Below are 15,848 nucleotides of genomic sequence, written 5' to 3' on the forward strand. Positions count from 1 at the left end.
GCCCCCTTCCCGTCGGGGACGGGGGCCGTCGATGGTCCTACTTGCCGGCCTTGAAGCCGTAGTCGGGCTGATCGGGGAATCCGGCGACCTCGGTGTTCTGCAGCCGGCCGTCCTTGCGCTCGGTCACGCGCAGATAGATGGTCTGGGTGACGTGGCGGGACTCGGGGTCGATCCGCACCGGCCCGCGTGGGCTTTCCCAGGCCATGCCCTTGACCGCCGCCACCGCCTTCGCCCCGTCGCTCTTGCCGCCCGTCGCCTCGACCATGCGGTAGATGACGTGCGCGCCGTCATAGGCGCCGACCGAGGTGAAAGTGACGATGTCGGACGAGCCGAACAGCTCCTTGTGCTTGGCGAGGAACTGGCGGTTCAGGTCGGAATCGTGGGCTTGGCTGTAGTTGAAGGTCGTGGTGATGCCGACCGCCGCGTCGCCGAGCACCGGCAGGTCCGGTTCCTGCGTGATGTCGCCGGGACCGAAGAACCTGATCCCCGCGGCCTTCAGCCCGGTGTCGCTGAAGGCGCGGGCGAAGCCCAGCGTCGTCGGGCCGGCGGGCAGGAAGGCGTAGATGGCCTCCGCCCCGGAATCCTTGATGCGCTGCATGAAGGGGGCGAAGTCGGTGGACTTCAGGGGCATGCGGATGCTGTCGACCACCTTGCCGCCGGACTTCTCGAAGGTCTGCTTGAAGGCGGTCTCGCCGTCGATGCCGGGGCCGTAGTCGCTGACCGCGGTGGCCACCTTGCGGATGCCCTGCTTGGCGACATGCTCGGCCAGCGGCACGGTGTTCTGCCACAGGGTGAAGGAGGTGCGGACGTAGCGCGGCGACTTCTCGGTGATGGCGGAGGTCGCGGCGTTGAAGATCACGCAGGGGATGTTCGCCTCGTCGATCAGCGGGGCGACCGCCAGCGCGTCCGGCGTGAAGAAGAAGCCGGCGAGGTAGCCGACCTTCTCCTTGACCACCAGCTCCTGGGCCAGGGCCTTGCTCTGCGCCGGGTTGGCCTGATCGAGGTCCTTGTAGACGAACTCCACCGTGTTGCCGGCGACCGTCTTGCCATGCTGGGCCTGATAGACCTCGATGGCCTGCTTGAAGGTCTGGCCGACCGTGGCGAAGGGGCCGGAGAACGGCGCGATCACCCCGACCTTGATCGTGTCGGCCCAGGCCGAACCGGCGTTTAAGGCACATAGGAAAGCCGTGCCCAGCAGGGCCTTGCGAAATGTTCCGGACATGTTTCCTCCTCGTTTTGAAAGCCCCCGTGTTTTTCGTCGTTGATTGGGGGGCGTCTTGGCGTTCGCCGGGGCCGGACGCGCAGGCCGCCGATACCGTCACCAGTGCATGATTATCAGTGATCGCAGCGCTGCGCTCATTCGTTGAGCGAAGGCCCCATTCGTTTTTTGAATAACGCTCGGGGCGCCATTGCAATGCAGCATGGTCGTCTAAACTGGAAATAGACGGTGCCAAGCCGCAAAGCCTATGGGTGGTCTATAGTAAAACTCAATGCCCCAGGGCTTCGACGGTCCGGCCCGTGCCGCTCGACCGGTCCTCGGGGTGGACGAACTGCTTGACCAGCAGAGCCAGGGCGGCGACCAGACCCGGAACGGCGACGATGGCGAAGATGCTGGTGAAGTCGAGCTGTTGGCGGGCCAGCTCGGCCACCAGGAACGAGCCGCCGATCCCGCCGAAGCGGCCCAGCCCCAGCATCCACGCCACGCCGGTGGCCCGCCCGTGGGTCGGGTAGAAGCTGGCGGCCAGCGCCGGCAGCGAGGTCTGGGCGGTGTTCATGATGGTGCCCGCCGCGAAGACCGTGACCACCAGCAGCCCGACGTTCCCGGCCACCTGCCCGATGGCGTAGACGGCGCCGTAGGTGAGCACGAAGCCGAAGGCGATGATCCTGTTGGCGTTGAAGCGGTCCATCAGCCAGCCCGACAGGATGGCCCCGACGCCGCCCAGCGGGAACAGCGCGGCGATCAGCGCGGCGTCGCGCGGCGGCAGCCCGGCGTCCTTGAACAGGATCGGCATCCAGTTGATCAGCGCGTAGAAGATGACCAGCCCCATGAAATAGGCGACCCACAGCATCACCGAGCCGACCAGATAGCCGCGCGACAGCACGACCGCGATTCCGTTCCGCGCCTTGGTCGCCGGGGCCTTCTCGGTCATCACGAAGCCGGCCGCCCCGGCCGCCGTCTCGGAGATGCGGCGCAGCACGGCGCGGATGCGCTCCACCGGGTGGTTGTGGGCGACCATGTAGCGGACCGATTCCGGCAGCAGGACCAGCAGCACCGCCGCCAGGACCAGCGGCGCGATCCCGCCCAGCACCAGCACGCTGCGCCAGCCCCACAGCGGGATCATCCAGGCGGCGAGGAAGCCGCCGAAGGCCGCGCCGAGCGGGAAGCCGCAGAACATGGCGTTGGTGACCATGGCCCGCCGCCCCTCGGGGCAATATTCGCTCATCAGCGTGACGGCGTTGGGCATCGCCGCCCCCAGGCCGAGGCCGGTGACGAAGCGCAGCATGACGAGCTGGTCCAGGTTGCCCGAGAAGGCGGAGGCCAGACAGGCGGTGCCGATGACCAGCACCGAGCCGATCAGGATCGCCTTGCGGCCGAAGCGGTCGGCCAGAGGCCCGGCGGACAGGGCGCCGAAGGCCAGCCCGAACAGCGCCGCGCTCAGCACCGGCGCCAGCGCCGGCCGCGCAATTCCCCATTCCGTCGTCAGCGACGGGGCGATGTAGCCGATGGCCGCCGTGTCGAAGCCGTCCAGAAGAACGATGAAGAAGCACAGCGCGAACACCAGCCACTGGTATCGCGAAAAGGGGTGTTCGTTGAGAAAGGCCTGGACGTCGACGCTGCGCGCGGTTGGCATGGGTTTCCTCCTCGGGGCGGGTCTTCGCGGGACGTTTTTCTTGGTCTTGCGTCCCGCGTCCTTGTTGTTTGGGGCCGGGGGACCGGCGACGCGTTCCCCGATCAGGCGTTCAGCGATTTTTCCAGACGGTCGAGCGTCCGCATGGCCGGCAGGCACTGCGCCACGCTGGCGTTGGGCTCGCGCCCGTCGCGGATGGCGGCGAAGAACTCGCGGTCGATCAGCTCGATGCCGTTGGTCGACACGGTGAGGCCGCTGAGGTCGATCTTGTTGTCCTTGCCGTCGTACAGATCGTCGTAGCGGGCGATGTAGGTCCCATTATCGCAGATGTAGCGGAAGAAGGTGCCCAGCGGCCCGTCGTTGTTGAAGGACAGCGACAGGGTGCAGATCGCCCCGGACGGCACCTTCATGCCGATGCTCATGTCCATGGCGATGCCGAGCTGAGGGTGCGTCGGCCCCTGCAGGGCGTGCACCTGGCTGGCCATCTCGCCGGTCTGGTACTGGAACAGGTCCACCGTGTGGCAGGCGTGGTGCCACAGCAGATGGTCGGTCCAGGTGCGCGGCTTGCCCAGCGCGTTCATGTTGGAGCGGCGGAAGAAGTAGGTCTGGACGTCCATCTGCTGGATCGTCAGCTCGCCGGCCTGGACCCGGTTGCGGATCCACTGGTGGCTGGGGTTGAAGCGCCGCGTGTGCCCGGCCATGGCGACGAGGCCGCTGGCCCGCTGCGCTGCGACCAGCCGTTCCGCGTCGGCCAGACTGTCGGCCATCGGGATCTCCACCAGCACATGCTTGCCGGCTTCCAGACACTGGATCGCCTGGGTGGCGTGCACCGGCGTCGGGGTGGCGAGGATCACCGCCTCCACGTCGGTCCGCTCCAGGCTCTCGGCCAGATCCTTGGTCCAATGCGGAATGCCGCGCGCCTTGGCGAAGCCCTCGATGTCGTCCGGCTCGCCGCCGACCACCGACACCACCTCGACGCCGTCGATGGCGGCGACCGCCTCCAGATGCTTCACGCCGAAGGCGCCCGCGGCCCCGGCCACACAAATCCTCATCGCGTCCTCTCCCGAAATCCCTTGTCCGGGCCGGGGAGCCTCCCGCAGCGGCGGGTCCGGCTCCTTGCCCCTTAATCCCTCATGATCGAATGGGTATCATCCCGCCCGCCGCCGAGGAAATTCGTTCGTCGAAGAGCCCATTTGTTTTTTGAATAGCAGAGAGGTCGACCAGCGTGGAAGGAACCCCGTCGAGGCGGCTGCACGACAGCCCTTTCCTTACCCGACAGCGCGCCTTTGAGCACAGCCCCGTATGTTGCATCCCCATGATTCGACATGAGATTACGCCTGACGCGACATCTTCGTATCGACCCCGGAGGCATTCCCGCGCCCGGCATCCCATGGCGAGGCCCAACCGAAAAAGATGCCTATAGCAAAACCAAATGGTAACGAAGGGAGTTCGAAATAGGATTTGCCACCGGACCGGCGGATGATGGGCCATCGGAATCGGACTGCCCACAACAAGGCTGCCCACCACCAGACTGCCCATGCGGGGGAGCGGACATTCATGGCACAGAACAAAAGAGCGCTGGTGCTCAGCGCCCATTCGGCGGACTTCGTGTGGCGCGCCGGTGGCGCCATCGCGCTGCATCAGAAGAAGGGTTACGAGGTCACCATCGTCTGCCTGTCCTACGGCGAGCGCGGCGAGTCCGCCAAGCTGTGGAAGCAGGACGGCTGCACGCTGGACCACGTGAAGACGGAGCGCCGCAAGGAGGCCGAGGCCGCCGCCAAGGCGCTAAACGCCCACGACATCCAGTTCTTCGACCTGGGCGACTACCCGCTGGAGATCGACCGTGAGGCCAAGTTCCGTCTGGTCGACGTGATCCGCAAGGTGCAGCCGGCCTTCCTGATGAGCCACTCGCACTACGATCCCTACAACACCGACCATTCCTACGCGACCAAGGTCCTGATGGAATGCCGGATGATCGCCCAGGCCTGGGGCCACAATCCGGGCCAGAAGGTGCTCGGCGCGCCGCAGCTCTACCTGTTCGAGCCGCACCAGACCGAGCAGATGGGCTGGAAGCCGGACGTCTTCCTCGACATCACCGAGGTGTGGGACAACAAGCGCGCCGCCATCGAATGCATGGCCGGGCAGGAGCATCTCTGGGATTATTACACCAACCTGGCGCAGAACCGCGGCAACCACTTCCGCCGCAACTCCGGCGGGCAGGCCGGCGGGCGCAACGCCCGCTACGCCGAGGGCTTCCAGTCGGTCTATCCCCGCACCGTGGATGAACTGTGATGAACGTCGTCGTCCAAACCATCGAGCGGGCCGACCCGGCGGTGATCGCCGGTCTGGCCGAATGCGGCGTCGCCACCGTGCACGAGGCACAGGGCCGCAAGGGCCTGCTGGCCTCCGCCCTGCGCCCAATCTATCCCGGCGCCCAGCTCGCCGCCTCGGCGGTGACCGTGCTGGCCCCGCCGGCCGACAACTGGATGCTCCACGTCGCCATCGAGCAGGTGACGCCGGGCGACATCCTGGTGCTCGCCACCACCTCGCCGTCGGACGCCGGCTACTTCGGCGACCTGCTGGCAACCTCGGCCCAGGCGCGCGGCTGCGCCGGTCTGGTCATCGACGCCGGGGTGCGCGACGTCCGGACGCTGACCGACATGGGATTCCCGGTCTGGTCCCGCGCGGTCTGCGCGCAGGGCACCGTGAAGGAAACGCTGGGCTCGGTCAACGTGCCGGTGGTCTGCGCGGGCGCGCTGGTGAATCCCGGCGACGTGATCGTCGCGGACGATGACGGCGTCTGCGTGGTCCGCCGCGAGGAGGCCGCCGACGTGCTTGCGAAGGCGCAGGACCGGCTGGCGAAGGAGGAGGAGAAGCGGGCGCGGCTATCGGCCGGCGAACTCGGCCTCGACATCTACGGCATGCGCGGCCCGCTCGCCGCGAAGGGGCTGCGCTATGTCTGACGGCGTGCGCTGCCTGTGGATGCGCGGCGGGACCTCCAAGGGCGGGTATTTCCTGGCCGACGACCTGCCGCCCGGCACGGCGGCGCGCGACGCCTTCCTGCTGCGGGTGATGGGCTCGCCCGACCCGCGCCAGATCGACGGGCTGGGCGGCGCCGACCCGCTGACCTCCAAGGTGGCGGTGGTGCGCCGGTCGGAACGGCCGGGCGTGGATGTGGACTACCTGTTCCTTCAGGTGTTCGTGGACAAGGCCATCGTCACCGACGCCCAGAACTGCGGCAACATCCTGGCCGGCGTCGGCCCCTTCGCCATCGAGCGCGGCCTCGTTCCCGCCCGCGACGGCGTGACGCCGGTGACCATCCACATGGAGAACACCGGGCAGGTGGCGGTGGCCGCCGTGCCGACGCCGGGCGGGGCGGTCACCTACCGGGGCGAGGCGCGCATCGACGGCGTGCCCGGCACGGCGGCGGCGATCCCCATCGAATTCCGCGACACCGCCGGCTCCTCCTGCGGGGCGCTGCTGCCGACGGGCAACGTCGTGGACGTCATCGACGGCGTTCCGGTCACCTGCATCGACAACGGCATGCCGGTGGTGGTGGTGCGCGCCGCCGACCTCGGCGTGCGCGGCGACGAGACGCGGGAGGATCTCGACGCCGACACGGCGCTGAAGGCGCGGCTGGAATCGATCCGGCTGCAGGCCGGGCCGCGGATGAATCTCGGCGACGTGACGGACAAGTCGGTGCCGAAGATGACCCTGGTCAGCGCGCCGGCCAACGGCGGGGCGGTGTCCACCCGGACCTTCATCCCGCACCGCTGCCACGCCTCCATCGGCGTGCTCGGCGCGGTCAGCGTCGCCACCGCCTGCGCGCTGGAGGGCTCCCCCGCCGCGTCGCTCGCCGTGGTCCCCGACGGCGCCACCCGGACGCTGAGCGTCGAGCACCCGACCGGCGAGATGACCGTGGTCCTCGATCTGGACGGGTCCGGAACGGTGACCCGCGCCGCCCTGCTGCGCACCGCCCGCAAGCTGTTCGACGGCACCGTCTACGCCGACTGATCTCTTTCCCCGAAGGGAGCCTTCCCATGGACGCCGACTACCGTCCCTTCCACCCCAACCCGAGCAAGCCGGCCTACACGCCGCCGCCCGGCGCGGTGGACGCCCACTGCCATGTCTTCGGCCCGGCCGACCGCTTCCCCTACGCGCCGGAGCGCAAATACACCCCCTGCGACGCGCCGAAGGAAAAACTGTTCGCCCTTCGCGACGATCTGGGCTTCGCGCGCAACGTCATCGTCCAGGCGACCTGCCACGGCAAGGACAACCGGGCGCTGGTCGACGCGCTGAGGGCCTCCAACGGTCTGGCGCGCGGCGTCGCCTCGGTCGGCCCCTTGATCACCGAGGGCGAGCTGGCCGAGCTGCACGAGGCCGGGGTGCGTGGCGTGCGCTTCAACTTCGTCAAGCGTCTGGTGGACGCCACGCCCAAGGAGGTCTTCCTCGGCATCGCCGACAAGATCGCCAAGTTCGGCTGGCACATCGTGGTCTATTTCGAGGCGCCGGACCTGGACAATCTCACGCCCTTCCTGCGCGAGTTGCCGACCACCATCGTCGTGGACCATATGGGCCGCCCGGACATCGCCAAGGGGGTGGACCACCCGCAGTTCCAAAAATTCGTCGCCCTGATGGCCGAGAACCCGAAGGTCTGGAGCAAGGTCAGCTGCCCCGAGCGGCTGAGCGTCCAGGGTCCGCCAGCCTACGACGACGTGGTGCCCTTCGCCCGCCTGCTGGTCGACCGCTTCACCGACCGCGTGCTGTGGGGCACCGACTGGCCGCACCCGAACATGACCTCGCACATGCCCGACGACGGGCATCTGGTCGACGTCATCCCCCGCATCGCCACCGACGAGGCCAAGCGGACGGCGCTTCTCGTCGACAACCCGATGCGGCTTTACTGGTCCGAATAAGTCAGAAACGAAAAGGAGGAAACATCCATGAGCGCACCGACGCCACATGAGCCGATACCCGGCACCACCATCTTCGACGGCCGGATGGCCATGAAGGGCTATCCGCTCAACAAGATGTGCTACTCGTTCAACGAGGCGGCAGCCCGGCAGGAGTTCCTGGCCGACGAGGACGCCTACTGCGCCAAGTTCGGCCTGACCGACGAGCAGAAGACGGCCATCCGGGAGCGCAACGCGCTGGCCCTGCTCGCGGCCGGCGGCAACATCTACTACCTCGCCAAGTTCATCGGCATGCTCGGCCTGAATGTCCAGGACATTGGCGCGCAGCAGACCGGCATGACGGTCGAGGAATTCAAGGCGAAGCTCAAGGCGGCGGGGAACTGAGACCATGGCCAAGATCGTCGGTGGCGTCACCACCTCCCACATTCCCGCGATCGGCAACGCCATCGCCAACGAGCTGTTCGAGGACCCCTATTGGAAGCCGTTCTTCGACGGCTATCCCAAGGCCCGCGAGTGGCTGGCCGAGGTCAAGCCGGACGTGGCGATCGTGGTCTACAACGACCACGGCCTGAACTTCTTCCTCGACAAGATGCCGACCTTCTCTATCGGCGCGGCTCCGGAGTACCAGAACAAGGACGAGGGCTGGGGCCTGAAGCCGCTGCCGCCCTACCCCGGCGACCCGGAGCTGTCCTGGCACATCATCGAATCGCTGGTGAACGACGAGTTCGACATCTGCTCCTGCCAGGAGATGGCGGTGGACCACGGCTTCACCGTGCCGATGGCCCTGCTGTGGCCCGACCAGACCCAGCGTCCCGTTCGCACCATCCCGGTGGCCGTCAACACGGTGCAGCACCCGCTGCCGACCCCGGCGCGCTGCCTGAAGCTGGGCGAGGCCATCGGCCGCGCGGTGGCGTCCTACCCCAAGGACCTGAAGGTGGTCGTGCTGGGCACCGGCGGCCTGTCGCACCAGCTCGACGGCGAGCGGGCGGGCTTCATCAACAAGGACTTCGACCTGATGTGCCTTGAGAAGATCGTCGACGAGCCGGAAGCGCTGGCGAAATACTCCATCCACGATCTGGTCCGGCTGGCCGGCGCCCAGGGGGCGGAGCTGATCCTCTGGCTGATCATGCGCGGCGCGCTGGGCCGGAAGGTCGCGAAGGTCCACAGCAACTACCACATCCCGATCTCCAACACCGGGGCCGGCCTGCTGGTCCTCGAAAGCGCGGCCTGATCGGGCCTCCGCTGCCGTTGGCGTCCTTTCCGCCGCCGCGTTCCCCGGCGGAAGGGGCGCCATGTGCCCAGGACGGCGCAGCGCGTCCTGCAATCATCACAGCCTGGGCACACCCCGTCGACAACTTGATGGTGCAGCCCAAATTGCCAATTGAGCGGTGAATTGCTATAGAGACCCACCTCATTCCCGCACGGGTCGGTCGTCTGCAATGCACATGTTCAGCGCCGCCGTCACCCGGCGAGCCCTTCTGATGCTGCTCGCCGCCGCGCTGACGCTGCTGGGAATCGTCGCGATGTCGGGATGGCTGGCCGACAGCACACAGACGTTTTCCAGGTCCGTCGGCCGGATAACCGCACTGCGCGTTGCCGCCGGGACGCTCCTCAGCCAGTTGCAGGATGTCGAGATCGGTCAGCGGGGGTATCTCCTCACCGAGGACCGTCACTATCTCAAGCCCTATGAGGCCGCCAACGCCGCGGTCGACAGCACGATCGTCCGGTTGCGGAACCTCGCCGACGGGGATGCCGACGAGCTGCGCATCGTCGACCGCCTCGCCGTCCTAGCCGACGCCAAGCGGGAAGAGTTGGCGCAGACCATCACGCTGATGGAGGCCGGGCGCCGGGACGAGGCCCTGGCCGTCGTGCGCACCGGTCGCGGCATGATGCTGATGGACGATGCCCGCCGCTCGCTCGCCGACCTGATCACCCCCGCAGACGGCCAGCTCGACACCCAGCTCAGCGCATTGATCGGGCAGGCCAGGACATCGGGCTGGGTGGCCAACCTGGGCGGCCTGTTCATCGTTCTGGTCGTCGGCGGCGCCGTTTGGATCGCGCTCCGCTACACGCGGGACCTCATGCGGGCGCAGCACGCGATCCAGGCCCTCAACGACTCCCTGGAACAGCGCGTGTCGGAACGCACGATGGAGCTGCAACGGGCCAACGACGAAATCCAGCGCTTCGCCTACATCGTCAGCCATGACCTGCGCGCCCCGCTGGTGAACGTGATGGGCTTCACCGGCGAATTCGAGGTGGGGCTGGCCAGCGTGCGCACCCATCTCGACCGCCTGCCGTCGGATGGCGATGACGCCGCCGCGTCGGAGGCGCGCCGTGCGGTGGTGGAGGATATGCCGGAAGTCATCGGCTTCATCCGCGCATCGACGACAAAGATGGACCGGCTGATCAACGCCATCCTCGCCCTGTCGCGCCAGGGCGGGCGGACGCTGAACCCGGAACCCGTCTCCATGCAGGCGCTGCTGGAAAACGTGGTTGCCAGCCTTCGCCATCAGGCCAGCGAGCAGCGTTGCAGCATCGACATCGAGGAACCCTTGCCGTCCCTGCTGTCGGACCGGCTCGCGCTGGAGCAGGTGTTCGGAAACCTGCTCGACAACGCGATCAAGTATCTCGATCCGGCGCGGACGGGACGGATCGCCATCCAGGGGCGGGTCGAGGAGAAGCGCCTGATCTTCGAAGTCGCGGACAATGGGCGCGGAATTGCGCCGCAGGATCACGAACGGATCTTCGAGCTGTTCCGCCGCTCCGGCGTGCAGGATCGCCCCGGAGAGGGGATCGGGCTGGCCTATGTGCGGACGCTCATCCGGCGCCTGCAAGGCGAGGTGACCGTCGAATCGGTTCCTGGACAGGGCAGCGTCTTTCGCATAACCCTTCCCAAAGCCCTCGCCCTGTCTTTGGAGAAGACCGTCCATGACGCGTGACACACAGTCGGCGTGCATCGTCATGATCGAGGACGACGAGGGCCACGCGCGGCTGATCGAGAAGAACATCCGGCGGTCCGGCGCGACCAACGACATCGTCTCCTTCAGCGACGTCACGAGCGCGCTCGCCTACCTGTTCGGCCCGGACGGAAGCGGGCAAGCGAGCATGGGGCGGGCGCTTCTCATTCTTCTGGATTTGAACCTTCCAGACATGACGGGGATGGATATCCTGGCAAGGCTCAAGACCAACCCCTACACAAAACGCTTCCCCGTCGTGGTGCTGACCACGACCGACGACCGGCAGGAAATCCAGCGCTGCTACGATATCGGGGCCAATGTCTACGTCACCAAGCCGGTGAATTACGAGAGCTTCGCCACCGCGATCCGGAAGTTGGAACTGCTGTTTTCCATCATGCAGATTCCCGAGGCGGTGGCATGACCGACCCGGCCGTCCGCATCCTCTACATCGACGATGACGTCGCCATGGCGCGGCTGGTGCAACGGAAGCTCGAACGGCGCGGTTACGCCGTCGAATGCGCACAGGATGGCCAGGAGGGGTTGAGACGGCTGGACCTGGGCGGCATCACGGTGGTCGGGCTGGATCACGAGATGCCGGGGGCGACCGGGCTGGACATCCTGCCCGCCCTGTTATCGCGCGACGACGCGCCGCCGGTCGTCTACGTCACGGGCGCCGGCGACACGCGGGTGGCCGTCGCGGCGCTGAAGGCCGGCGCGGACGATTACGTTCCCAAGGAGGCCGGTGAGGAATTTTTCGATCTGCTGGTGGCGGCCATCGAGCAGGCCCTGGAGAAGGCTCATCTTCGCCGGGAACGGGAACGGGCGGATCAGGACGTGCGCGCCGCGCGGGACCGTGCGGAGATGCTGCTGCGGGAGGTCAACCACCGCGTCGCCAACAGCCTGGCCCTGGTCGGTGCCTTCATCCAGATGCAGAAATCCAGCCTCTCCGACCCCGAAGCCCGGGCCGCGCTGGGGGAGACCCAAGCGCGCATCATCGCGATCTCCGGCATCCACCGCAGCCTGTACACGTCCGACGACGTGCGCTCCGTCCGCATCGACCTGTATCTGGAAACGCTTCTCGCCGGAATGCACACCGCAATGGCGTCCCGGCGCCCGGACAGCTTCATCGTCGTCGCCGACGCCATATCGGTGCCGACCGACAAGGCCGTGTCCCTGGCGGTGATTGTGACCGAATTGGTCACGAACGCCTGCAAGTACGCCTACCCGGACGGCCGAGCCGGAAGCATCCGGGTCCGTGCGAAGGCCGCCGACGGAAATCTGTCGGTGAGCGTGGAGGATGACGGCGTCGGCTTCTCCCGTGACGACGCTCCGCGGGGAACCGGCCTCGGAACCCGGATCGTCCAGACGATGGCATCCAGCCTGGGTGCGCAGTTGAATTATGACAGGCGGCACGCTGGCACATGGGTGACGCTGACGATGCCTTTGCAGCCGCTGTGACGGGTCTTCCGAGAGCAGGCATTGTCACGGCAATGGCGGCGGCCCATCGTTCGTGACGGCATCTTCGCTGGAAGTGGGTTCAGAAGTTTGGCCCTGCCATCGTCGACAACTTGCGATCTTGGGGCGTTCTGCAGGCCTGTCCCGTTCCCGCGACAGAGCTCTTGCTTCATGCCAATTCACACAGCTCAGGATCAGGCCGTCGTCGTCGTGCGAAAGCGCTTCCGGTAGTCAACCGGATTGATGCCGAGATTGCGAACAAACACCCGCCTCATGGAACCGGCGTCACCAAACCCACAAATATGAGCCACCCGCTGGAGCGGCGTGGATGAATCGACCAGCATCCGGCGCGCCGCGTCGAGCCGCGCCGCTTCCACGAAATCGGCCGGAGGGCGGCCGACGTCGCGTTTGAACACCCTGGCAAAATTCCGCGAACTCATGCCGGCCTGGGACGCCAAGGCCTCCACGGACAGATCCGCGGAAAGGTTGTCCAGCACATACGCCTGGATCTTCTGGATTCCGGTACGGCTCGACACCTGGGCGGCGAGATGGGCACTGAATTGCGACTGCCCTCCAGGCCGCTTCAGGAACATCACCATGTAGCGCGCGACCAGCAGCGCCAGTTCCCGCCCGTGATCCTCCTCCAGCAGGGATAGCGCCAAGTCGATGCCGGAGGTGACGCCGGCGGCGGTGGAGATGTTGCCGTCGCGAATGAAGATCTGGTCCGAATCGACCGTCAGGGTTGGAAACTCAGCGCGAAGCTTGTCGGCGCATTCCCAATGGGTGGTGACACGGCGGCCATCAAGCAGGCCGGTGGCCGCCAGCAGGAACACCCCCGTGCAGATCGATCCGTAGCGGCGGACTTCGGGCGCGCGGCGCCTGAGCCAGTCGATCACCGCCGGATCGATGGCGCTGAACGACGGGTCACCGGCGATCAGCAACGTGTCGATCGGCTGATCGGGGTCGTGGATCGTTCGATCGGCGAGGAACCGCAGGCTGCCGGTCCCGCAAACCGGCCCCTCCGCGGTGCCCATCACCTGCACCTCGTAGGCCTTCGGATCGCCGAGACGGCGCGCCGCTTCCCAGAACACCTCCGCCGGACCCACCACATCCAACGCCTGTACCCCGGGAGGGGCGAGAAGCACAATCCGCATGAAAGACGCTCTTCTTGCAATCGGGCGGCCAAAGGGCACAGCCGCCCGATTGTATTTGGCATACCAACTATCAGGCAAGAGCCGGACTGCGGAGCGTGGTGACGCGAAGCAGCGGATTGCCGGCGTCCAGCCGGCCCAGCACCCGCAGAAGCCCGCAACTGATCGCCGGTTCGCACAGCACGACCGGCAGATAGGCGGCGGCGAAGACCGCCCAATCCGCGAACGGCGTCGCCCGCTCGCCCAGCATCAGCCAGAAGCCGACCATGGCAACCACGCCGCTGTAATAGACGGCGTCGAAGCGCAGCACCGACGACCAGCGGATCGAGGCCAGTCCACCGGATTCCAGCAGGCGCTTTCCACCCATGGCGTGTGCGGCAACCAGCGGCACCATCAGCGACAGCGAATTCACGGCGAGATGCCCGAGGTCCTGCGGCTCGAACAGAAGGGCCTGCAGCGTCAGGCCAATGCCGAACCCGAACAGGGTCGCGGGAAATCCGAAAATGAAATAGATGGCCGAGGCGCCGATGAAGTGCAGTTCCGACGGGCCGACCGGCTGGTGCCAGAACTCCATGAAGACCGAGAAGAAGATGGCCGCCAGGAGTGCCTTGCCCCATTCGAGAGGCCGGCGCAGGAAGGCCGGAGTGTGCGAGGCGAGAAGGCTGAGCGCGGCCGCGTTGGCGCCGACGATCTTCGCGGCGGACAGCATGCCGGGTTCAATGTGCATGGTCGTCTCCCGATGTTCGGATGGTGGTATCAGGCCGACCGGGTGTCGGCGGTCGCGGTGGCCGTGACAAGGCGGGCCGACAATTCGTCGGGCGTCGCGAGGCCGGATTGAAGGATCGTCGCCTCCAGGGCGCTCAACCACTGTTCGTAGTAGTTCCAGGAGGGGCCGTCGGAAGACTGTGTCCTCTCCCAGTCGCCGATGGCGGCGATCAGGTTCTGGCGGAAATCCTCCCATTCGAAATGGCCCTCCCGGGCCAGCGCGAGCGCCACCCCGAAGGCCGACCGCTCCCACTCCTCCGCGAAGCAGAGGGTGCCGTTGGCGCGGGGCGGGGAATCCTCGGCCCCGGCCATGCTGGTCAGGGCGAAATGTTCGAAGCGGGTCAGCATGCCCGTTCCTCCTGACGATGTTGAGGACCCGGTTCGGGGTTCAGGCGGACGCCGCCACCGCCACGCCCATCATGGCTTCCGGCGTGACCAGAGCGGCGAGTTGGTTCTCGCTCATGCCCTCGGTCCCGGCGGGGCGCTCGGGAATGACGAACCAGCGGATCTGCGCGCTGCTGTCCCAGACCTTGACCTCGGTGCTTTCGGGCACGGTGAGCCCGAACTCCTTCAGCACGGCGCGCGGCTCGCGGGCGGCGCGGCTGCGGAAGGTCGGGTCCTTGTACCAGTAGGGCGGCAGCCCCAGCACCGGCCAGGGATAGCAGGAGCAGAGCGTGCAGATGACCAGGTTGTGGACGCCCTCGCCGTTCGCCACGGCGCGCATGTGCTCGCCCTCGGCCCCGGCCATGCCTTCCGGCAGATCCGTCAATTCGGCGATGGCGGCCGGCGCATCCGCGACCAGCCGTTGCTTGAAGGCCGGATCGACCCAGGCGCGGGCGACGATCCTGGCGCCGTTGAACGGACCCATCTTAGTTTCGAACACGTTCAGCACCGTGTCCACGGTCTTGCTGGTGATGACGCCCTTTTCGATGAGCAGCGCCTCAAGGGCGCGGACGCGCGCGGCGCTCCGGGCCTCGCGGTCGTCGGGATGATGGAAACGATCGGTCATTCGCGATGGCTCCGGTTCAGGCGGTGGGCTTGGTGACGTAGGCGGCGTAGAGGTCGGCGTAGAGCGTGACGTTCGGCTCCGTGTTGCCGGGCCACAGGTCCTTGGCCTCGAAACGCACGCAATAAACCGGCATCGGCGCGCCGACGCCGTCCGTCCCGGTGTCGGTCAGATAGCCGTAGGCACCTGGGTAGACCGTCTCGACCACGCCACTGTGGTTGCGCAGGAAACCGGGAAGGCGGGTGTGCTCAAGCGTCGGCACGTTCCTGACCGTCACCGTGTCGCCTTCTTGGAAGTCGGGCAGGATCGCGACGTCACGCTTCGGGGAATCCCCTTCCGCCAGATAGCGTTCGACGCGCCGGTCGATCTCCGGCGCGCCGCCTTGCGGCAGAGGCTTCTCCGGATCGGCGAGATACTCGGCCGTGCGCGCGTCCAACTCCTCCTCCGTGATGTAGCCGTTCTCGATGAAATAGCCACTGATGCCGCCCAGCCATTTCTCGTAATAGCGGTATTTGAAGTAGTCGAAGGGATTGAGCCCTTCGGCCCCGGTGCGCAGGTGGGCCCAGGTCCAGACGGTGTGAAAGGCGCTCGGCGTGGCGGGAAGCGGCAGTTGCGGGCTGAGCGCCATCATCGCCGTGTGAATGCCGAAGATGCGCTTCTCCCATTCCTCAACGAAGACGCGCGTTTCGACGGTGATGGGGCCGAGACCTTCCAGGCCCCCGAGGTAATGTTGCAGCTTCATTGGATGCTTC

At 66.9% G+C, this 15,848-nt stretch carries 17 protein-coding genes; 9 read left to right on the top strand and 8 right to left on the bottom strand.

Annotated features, from left to right (window positions below):
• Positions 1-37: 37 nt before the first annotated feature.
• From H1Q64_RS24045 to H1Q64_RS24055, 3 genes are all read right to left on the bottom strand, one after another.
• Positions 38-1,222, bottom strand: coding sequence for an ABC transporter substrate-binding protein (locus H1Q64_RS24045; RefSeq protein WP_237907052.1), 1,185 nt, complete (start codon positions 1,220-1,222; stop codon positions 38-40).
• 265 nt (positions 1,223-1,487) lie between these two features.
• Positions 1,488-2,852, bottom strand: a complete 1,365-nt coding sequence (locus H1Q64_RS24050; RefSeq protein ID WP_237907053.1) for an MFS transporter — start codon at positions 2,850-2,852, stop codon at positions 1,488-1,490.
• A gap of 101 nt (positions 2,853-2,953) precedes the next feature.
• On the bottom strand, positions 2,954-3,901 hold the full coding sequence (locus H1Q64_RS24055) for a Gfo/Idh/MocA family oxidoreductase (RefSeq protein WP_237907054.1): 948 nt from the start codon (positions 3,899-3,901) through the stop codon (positions 2,954-2,956).
• A 505-nt stretch (positions 3,902-4,406) separates the two neighbouring features.
• Between H1Q64_RS24055 and H1Q64_RS24060 the strand changes: the two genes are divergently transcribed.
• The 9 genes from H1Q64_RS24060 (at position 4,407) to H1Q64_RS24100 (ending at position 12,177) form a co-directional block, all read left to right on the top strand.
• On the top strand, positions 4,407-5,141 hold the full coding sequence (locus H1Q64_RS24060) for a PIG-L deacetylase family protein (protein WP_014198973.1): 735 nt from the start codon (positions 4,407-4,409) through the stop codon (positions 5,139-5,141).
• Positions 5,141-5,812 (top strand): 4-carboxy-4-hydroxy-2-oxoadipate aldolase/oxaloacetate decarboxylase, encoded by a 672-nt coding sequence (locus tag H1Q64_RS24065; protein ID WP_237907055.1) that lies wholly within the window; start codon positions 5,141-5,143, stop codon positions 5,810-5,812. Before H1Q64_RS24060 ends, H1Q64_RS24065 begins: the two co-directional genes overlap by 1 nt.
• Positions 5,805-6,863: a 4-oxalomesaconate tautomerase gene (locus H1Q64_RS24070; RefSeq protein ID WP_237907056.1), complete on the top strand. Its 1,059-nt coding sequence runs from the start codon at positions 5,805-5,807 to the stop codon at positions 6,861-6,863. The genes H1Q64_RS24065 and H1Q64_RS24070 overlap by 8 nt, the downstream gene beginning before the upstream one ends.
• Positions 6,864-6,889: 26 nt before the next feature.
• Positions 6,890-7,765 carry an amidohydrolase family protein gene (locus H1Q64_RS24075; RefSeq protein WP_237907057.1) on the top strand — a complete coding sequence of 292 codons (876 nt, stop codon included), beginning with the start codon at positions 6,890-6,892 and terminating at the stop codon, positions 7,763-7,765.
• 27 nt (positions 7,766-7,792) lie between these two features.
• A complete protein-coding gene (locus H1Q64_RS24080) occupies positions 7,793-8,146 on the top strand; it encodes a protocatechuate 4,5-dioxygenase subunit alpha (RefSeq protein WP_237907058.1) in 354 nt (117 codons plus the stop codon).
• A 4-nt stretch (positions 8,147-8,150) separates the two neighbouring features.
• The gene (locus H1Q64_RS24085; protein ID WP_237907059.1) at positions 8,151-8,993 is read left to right on the top strand and encodes a class III extradiol dioxygenase family protein; all 843 of its coding nucleotides are present in this window, start codon (positions 8,151-8,153) and stop codon (positions 8,991-8,993) included.
• A gap of 208 nt (positions 8,994-9,201) precedes the next feature.
• Positions 9,202-10,701: a sensor histidine kinase gene (locus H1Q64_RS24090; protein WP_237907060.1), complete on the top strand. Its 1,500-nt coding sequence runs from the start codon at positions 9,202-9,204 to the stop codon at positions 10,699-10,701.
• Positions 10,691-11,140, top strand: a complete 450-nt coding sequence (locus tag H1Q64_RS24095; protein WP_237907061.1) for a response regulator — start codon at positions 10,691-10,693, stop codon at positions 11,138-11,140. Before H1Q64_RS24090 ends, H1Q64_RS24095 begins: the two co-directional genes overlap by 11 nt.
• Complete coding sequence (locus H1Q64_RS24100; RefSeq protein ID WP_237907062.1) at positions 11,137-12,177, top strand: sensor histidine kinase; 1,041 nt, start codon at positions 11,137-11,139, stop codon at positions 12,175-12,177. Before H1Q64_RS24095 ends, H1Q64_RS24100 begins: the two co-directional genes overlap by 4 nt.
• Positions 12,178-12,368: 191 nt before the next feature.
• On the opposite strand, the gene H1Q64_RS24105 is transcribed toward H1Q64_RS24100, so the two are convergent.
• The 5 genes from H1Q64_RS24105 to nthB form a co-directional block, all read right to left on the bottom strand.
• On the bottom strand, positions 12,369-13,328 hold the full coding sequence (locus tag H1Q64_RS24105) for a GlxA family transcriptional regulator (RefSeq protein ID WP_237907063.1): 960 nt from the start codon (positions 13,326-13,328) through the stop codon (positions 12,369-12,371).
• A 70-nt stretch (positions 13,329-13,398) separates the two neighbouring features.
• The gene (locus H1Q64_RS24110) at positions 13,399-14,052 is read right to left on the bottom strand and encodes an energy-coupling factor ABC transporter permease (RefSeq protein WP_237907064.1); all 654 of its coding nucleotides are present in this window, start codon (positions 14,050-14,052) and stop codon (positions 13,399-13,401) included.
• A 29-nt stretch (positions 14,053-14,081) separates the two neighbouring features.
• Positions 14,082-14,438, bottom strand: a complete 357-nt coding sequence (locus tag H1Q64_RS24115; RefSeq protein WP_237907065.1) for a nitrile hydratase accessory protein — start codon at positions 14,436-14,438, stop codon at positions 14,082-14,084.
• A gap of 40 nt (positions 14,439-14,478) precedes the next feature.
• Positions 14,479-15,099 (bottom strand): nitrile hydratase subunit alpha, encoded by a 621-nt coding sequence (gene nthA, locus H1Q64_RS24120; RefSeq protein WP_237907066.1) that lies wholly within the window; start codon positions 15,097-15,099, stop codon positions 14,479-14,481.
• Between the two features lie 16 nt (positions 15,100-15,115).
• Positions 15,116-15,838, bottom strand: a complete 723-nt coding sequence (gene nthB, locus H1Q64_RS24125; protein ID WP_237907067.1) for a nitrile hydratase subunit beta — start codon at positions 15,836-15,838, stop codon at positions 15,116-15,118.
• Positions 15,839-15,848: the final 10 nt, after the last annotated feature.

Source organism: Azospirillum brasilense (assembly GCF_022023855.1).
In the GTDB taxonomy this organism is placed as follows: domain Bacteria; phylum Pseudomonadota; class Alphaproteobacteria; order Azospirillales; family Azospirillaceae; genus Azospirillum; species Azospirillum brasilense_F.